Origin of the sequence: Streptomyces sp. FH025, assembly GCF_017427025.1 — a bacterium.
In the GTDB taxonomy this organism is placed as follows: Bacteria; Actinomycetota; Actinomycetes; order Streptomycetales; family Streptomycetaceae; genus Kitasatospora.
Map to the genome: position 1 here is coordinate 1 of NZ_JAFLNG010000654.1, position 4,334 is coordinate 4,334.

Genomic DNA, 4,334 nt, shown 5'->3' on the forward strand with positions numbered 1-4,334 from the left:
ACAGGGTCTGGAACCAGGCCTTGGAGAGCGCCAGCTGGTAGTACAGCTTCGCCACCTGCCAGGGTTGCCCCGCCTCCGGGTAGCGTTCCGGATCGGCGGCGGCGTTGAAGGCCTCGATGGTGATCCGGTGGGTCATCACATGGTCAGGGTGCGGGTACCCGCCGGTCTCGTCGTAGGTGATCACCACATGCGGGCGGAACTCCCGGATCAGAGTGACCAGCGGCGCCGCCGCGACCTCCACCGGCTGGGCGGCGAAGCAGCCGTCCGGCAGTCGTTCACCCGGACCCGGCATCCCGGAGTCGACGAAACCGAGGAACTGCTGTCGCACTCCGAGGATTTCACGCGCGACCGCCATCTCCTCGCGCCGGATCCGGGCGAGGTCGGCCCGGACCTCGGGCCGGTCCAGTGCCGGGTTGAGCACCGAGCCGCGCTCGCCGCCGGTACAGGTGGCGACCAGGACGTCCACGCCCTCGGCCGCGTACCGCGCGAGGGTGGCGGCGCCCTTGCTGGACTCGTCGTCCGGGTGGGCGTGCACGGTGAGGAGTCGCAGTCGGTCGTGGTGCCCGGTGTTGGCGAGATGCTCGGTCGTGCCGGGGTGTTCAGTGAACATGAGTACCTTCGTGAGCTTCGGTTGTGGATGGCTGTCAGCCGGACCGGCGAGTGCCCGGGTACAACAGGGCGGGTGCGACCGCGAGCGCGGACAGGGCCAGCACCCAGCGGAAGGTGTCGCCGAAGGCCGCCGCCGGATGGCCCGGGTGACCCGCCTCCGCCTGCCGGAGGGCGAGTGTCAGCACCGCCGTGCCGAGCGCCCCGCCCAACCGGTTGAGGACGTTGACCGTGCCGGCCGCCGCCGGCACCTGGGCCTGGTCGACACTGCCGTACACCGCCGCCATGTTGGGGATCACGATCGCTCCCATGCCCACCCCGCGCAGGAGCAGCGATCCGGCGAGCAGCCAGTCGGCCGGGCCCTGGCCGCTGCCCAGCCGGGTGAAGGCGAGCGTGCCGAGCAGCGAGCACGCGATGCCGAGCAGGATGAGCGGGCGCGGCGCGACCCGGTCGGCTATTCGGCCCGCCAGCAGCGCGGTGACCGCCGTCCCGAGCGCCTGTGGCGCCAACAGCAGCCCGGCCTCCACCGCCCCCGTGTGCTCGACCTGTTGGTAGTAGAGCGGCACCAGGAACATCGAGCTGTACAGCACGGCGCCTTGCAGGAAGCTGTTCGCCGTCGCCACCGCGAAGCCCCGCCGGGCGAACAGCCGCAGGTCGATCAGGGGCGCCCGGAGTCTGCGGCGCCCCGCCCGCAGCGCGTGCCCGCCGTAGGCCAGCAACAGCACCGACCCCGCTCCGACGGCCACCGGGCCGGCCGCGCCACCGTCGCCGACCGTGGAGAGCCCGTACACCAGCGCGGTCAGACCCGGCGACAGAAGCGGCAGTCCGGTCACGTCCAACCGTGGCCGCGGGAGTTCGTTCGGCCCCTCCGCCGGGAGCCAACGGGCCGCCAGCAGCAGGGTGAGCAGCCCCACCGGTACGTTCAGCAGGAACATCCAGCGCCAGTCCAGGTGCTCCAGGACCAACCCGCCGAGGACGGGCCCCAGGACCGGGGCCAGGCTGATCGGCAGCAGCAGGGTGCCCATCACCCGCCCGATCCGGGACGGCCCGGCCGCCCGCACCATGATGGCCTGCCCGAGCGGCTGGATCATGCCGCCGCCGATGCCCTGCAGCACCCGGAAGGCGACCAGGCTGCCCGTCGACCAGGCCAGACCGCACAGCGCGGATCCGAGCACGAACAGGACCACCGAGGCGAGCCAGGCCCGCCGGGCGCCGAACCTGCCGACCGCCCAGCCCGAGAGCGGCATCGTCAGCGAGATCGCCAGCAGGTACCCCGTGGCCACCCACTGCACCGCCGTCATCGAGCCGTGCAGATCTCGGGCGACGGAGTCGATCCCGACGTTGACGATCGTGGTGTCCAGCAGGGCCAACACCGGGCCCAGCGCGAGCACCGCTCCCGCCTTCAGCAGGCCCGGCGGCAGCGGCTCCGGCCGCTGCGCCCGCGCCGCTCCTCGCCCGCCCTTCGTGGTGACCGAAGTCGTCATGCGCCCTCCCCTGGGTCGTCCGTGCGGCGGCCGCTCCGGCCACCCGAGGAGAACTTAGGACGGACCCATAGATTGGGTCAAGCATAATTACTGTGCTCGACCCAGCGAACTGCGCTAGGCTCCAGCCATGACCGACACCGGGACCACGCCGAACCTGCGCGAGCTCAACAAGCGCCGCACCCGCGAGGCGATCTCGCACGCCGCCACCAGGCTCTTCATCGAGCAGGGCTTCGACCGGACGACCATCGCCGAGGTGGCCGCCGCCGCCGGGGTCGCCAAGATGACCGTCACCAACCACTTCCCGCGCAAGGAGGACCTCTTCTTCGACCTGCACGAGGAGCTCGTCGGCCGACTGGCCGGCGCCGTCGCCGACCGCGCGCCCGGCGAGTCCGCCCTCGCCGCGCTGCGCCGCGACTGCCTGGCCGCGCTCGACCGGCACGACGCGCGGCTCGGCTTCTCCGGCCAGGCCTTCGCCCGCACGATCGCCGGGAGCCCGGCCCTGGGCGCCCGGCTGCGCGAGCTGCACGAGCAGAGCGAGACCGCACTCGCCGAGTCGTTGGCCGAGGCCGCGCACGGCTCGCCGGTCGACTTCGAGAGCCGGGTCGCCGCCGCCCTGCTCGCGGCCGTCGACCGGGCGGTGTTCACCGAGGTGTCCCGCCGCACCCTGGCCGGAGAGGAGCACACCGCGATCGCCGACGCGGTACGCCCCTCCGCCGTCCAGGCCTTCGACCGATTGGAGGGCGCCCTCGGCGGCTACGCGATCCGACAGGGCTAGCGAGGCCTCCCGCCCCGGAGCAGCCGCCCCAGACCACCCACGCCAGTCCACCCACGCCAATCCACCCGCACCCACACCACTCACACCGGAGCGCCGTTTGACGAAAGGTTGACCTGCTCACGGCAGAAGGTTGGTGCGCGCCGCCCCTATGGTCGGCGCATGTCCTCACAGCCCATCAGGCCCACCACCCTGCCGGTCCTGCCGTACCGCAAGCCCACCCGAGGCCGGGACTACTGGGTCCTGAACGACGTCCTGCCCGACCCGGACGCCGTGCGCGAGCGGTGCCTGGCCCGTGGCGACTGGACCGAGGGCTACCCGTACCGACCCGAGACCTGGCCCGGCCTGCGCACCATGCCTGGTCTGGAGCCGGACGAGCTGGCACGGGTCGAGTCCCTGGTCCGCAAGGCCACCGGCGCCTCCCGTCTCTGGGTGCAGAGCACCCCGGGCAGCGGCACCCTCAACCACAACTGCGTCCAGGTCGTCGGCGCCGGCGAGTCGGAGTCGCGCCCGCACACCGACTCCCGCGCGCTCTGCCGCTACGCCGCCGTGCTCTACCTCAGCCCGGGCGCCCCCAAGGACGCCGGCACCAGCTTCTACCGCCAGCAGTTCCCCGGCGGCCGCCTCGGCGGCAACCTCGTCAACGCCCCGCACAACAACCTGGTCGACGCACTCGGCACCCGCCACGTGCCCGCCGACCACTTCACCGAGGACGTCCGCGTCCCCAACCGCTACAACCAACTGCTCCTCTACCACGCCAACCTGATCCACAGCGCCACGAGCTACTACGGTGCCGAACTGGCGGACCGCCGTATGACCGCGGTGTTCTTCTGGATGGCCTGACGGACCGCCGACAGCCCCCGGCCGCTCGGCACCAGACCCCTCTCATTGCACTACCGTGCTCCCGAAGACCCCACCGGAGCACCGCAACCGAGAGGCCGCCGGATGATGCACCGCAGACAGCGACTCCGGTCGGTACTGCCCGCCCTGGGCCTGGCCGCGACTCTGTCGACGGCGCTCACGCTCACCGGCTGCACCTCCGCCGCACGTCCAACCACGGCACGCCCGACCACAGCACGCCCGACCATCGCGCATCCGTCCACCGCGCCCACACCGTCCGCGCAGCCCTCGACGGACCACCCCGTCAACAGCCCGACCTCCACCTGGCACATCAGCGCGATCACCGTCCTCAAGGCCGAGGAGGTCATACAGCGATTCAAGCGGCGATGGCCGGCCGACTACAGCGTCCAGCACCTCCCGGACGTCCCCGACTACGAGCCCCCACACATCGGGTACGACGCACTCACGGATCTCCCGGACGGCCTCTCCCTGGCCATCAGTGTGCAGGCGGACAGTGACGGCTATCCGCGAACCGAGCTCTTCGAGACCCGGGGCCCGGCCACCGAAAGCGCGGCCGCCACCCTCCTGGAGTGCCTGGACCTCGCCCTCGACGGCAAGGCCACCGAGGAGCA

General features: G+C 72.1%; 4 protein-coding genes and 1 pseudogene. 3 read left to right on the forward strand and 2 right to left on the reverse strand.

Annotated elements, in window-relative coordinates; all coding sequences use genetic code 11:
- A partial coding sequence (gene mca, locus J0670_RS31400) for a mycothiol conjugate amidase Mca (protein WP_207815279.1) occupies positions 1 to 610 on the reverse strand: 610 nt, incomplete at its 3' end.
- A gap of 34 nt (positions 611 to 644) precedes the next feature.
- The gene (locus tag J0670_RS31405) at positions 645 to 2,090 is read right to left on the reverse strand and encodes an MDR family MFS transporter (protein ID WP_207815286.1); all 1,446 of its coding nucleotides are present in this window, start codon (positions 2,088 to 2,090) and stop codon (positions 645 to 647) included.
- Positions 2,091 to 2,217: 127 nt separating this feature from the next.
- On the opposite strand from J0670_RS31405, the gene J0670_RS31410 reads away from it, so the two are divergent.
- From J0670_RS31410 to J0670_RS31420, 3 genes and pseudogenes are all read left to right on the forward strand, one after another.
- Complete coding sequence (locus tag J0670_RS31410; protein ID WP_207815289.1) at positions 2,218 to 2,865, forward strand: TetR/AcrR family transcriptional regulator; 648 nt, start codon at positions 2,218 to 2,220, stop codon at positions 2,863 to 2,865.
- 159 nt (positions 2,866 to 3,024) lie between these two features.
- Positions 3,025 to 3,705, forward strand: a complete 681-nt coding sequence (locus J0670_RS31415) for a DUF6445 family protein (protein ID WP_207815290.1) — start codon at positions 3,025 to 3,027, stop codon at positions 3,703 to 3,705.
- A gap of 102 nt (positions 3,706 to 3,807) precedes the next feature.
- Positions 3,808 to 4,334 (forward strand): annotated as a pseudogene (locus tag J0670_RS31420) (hypothetical protein); the annotation flags it as partial.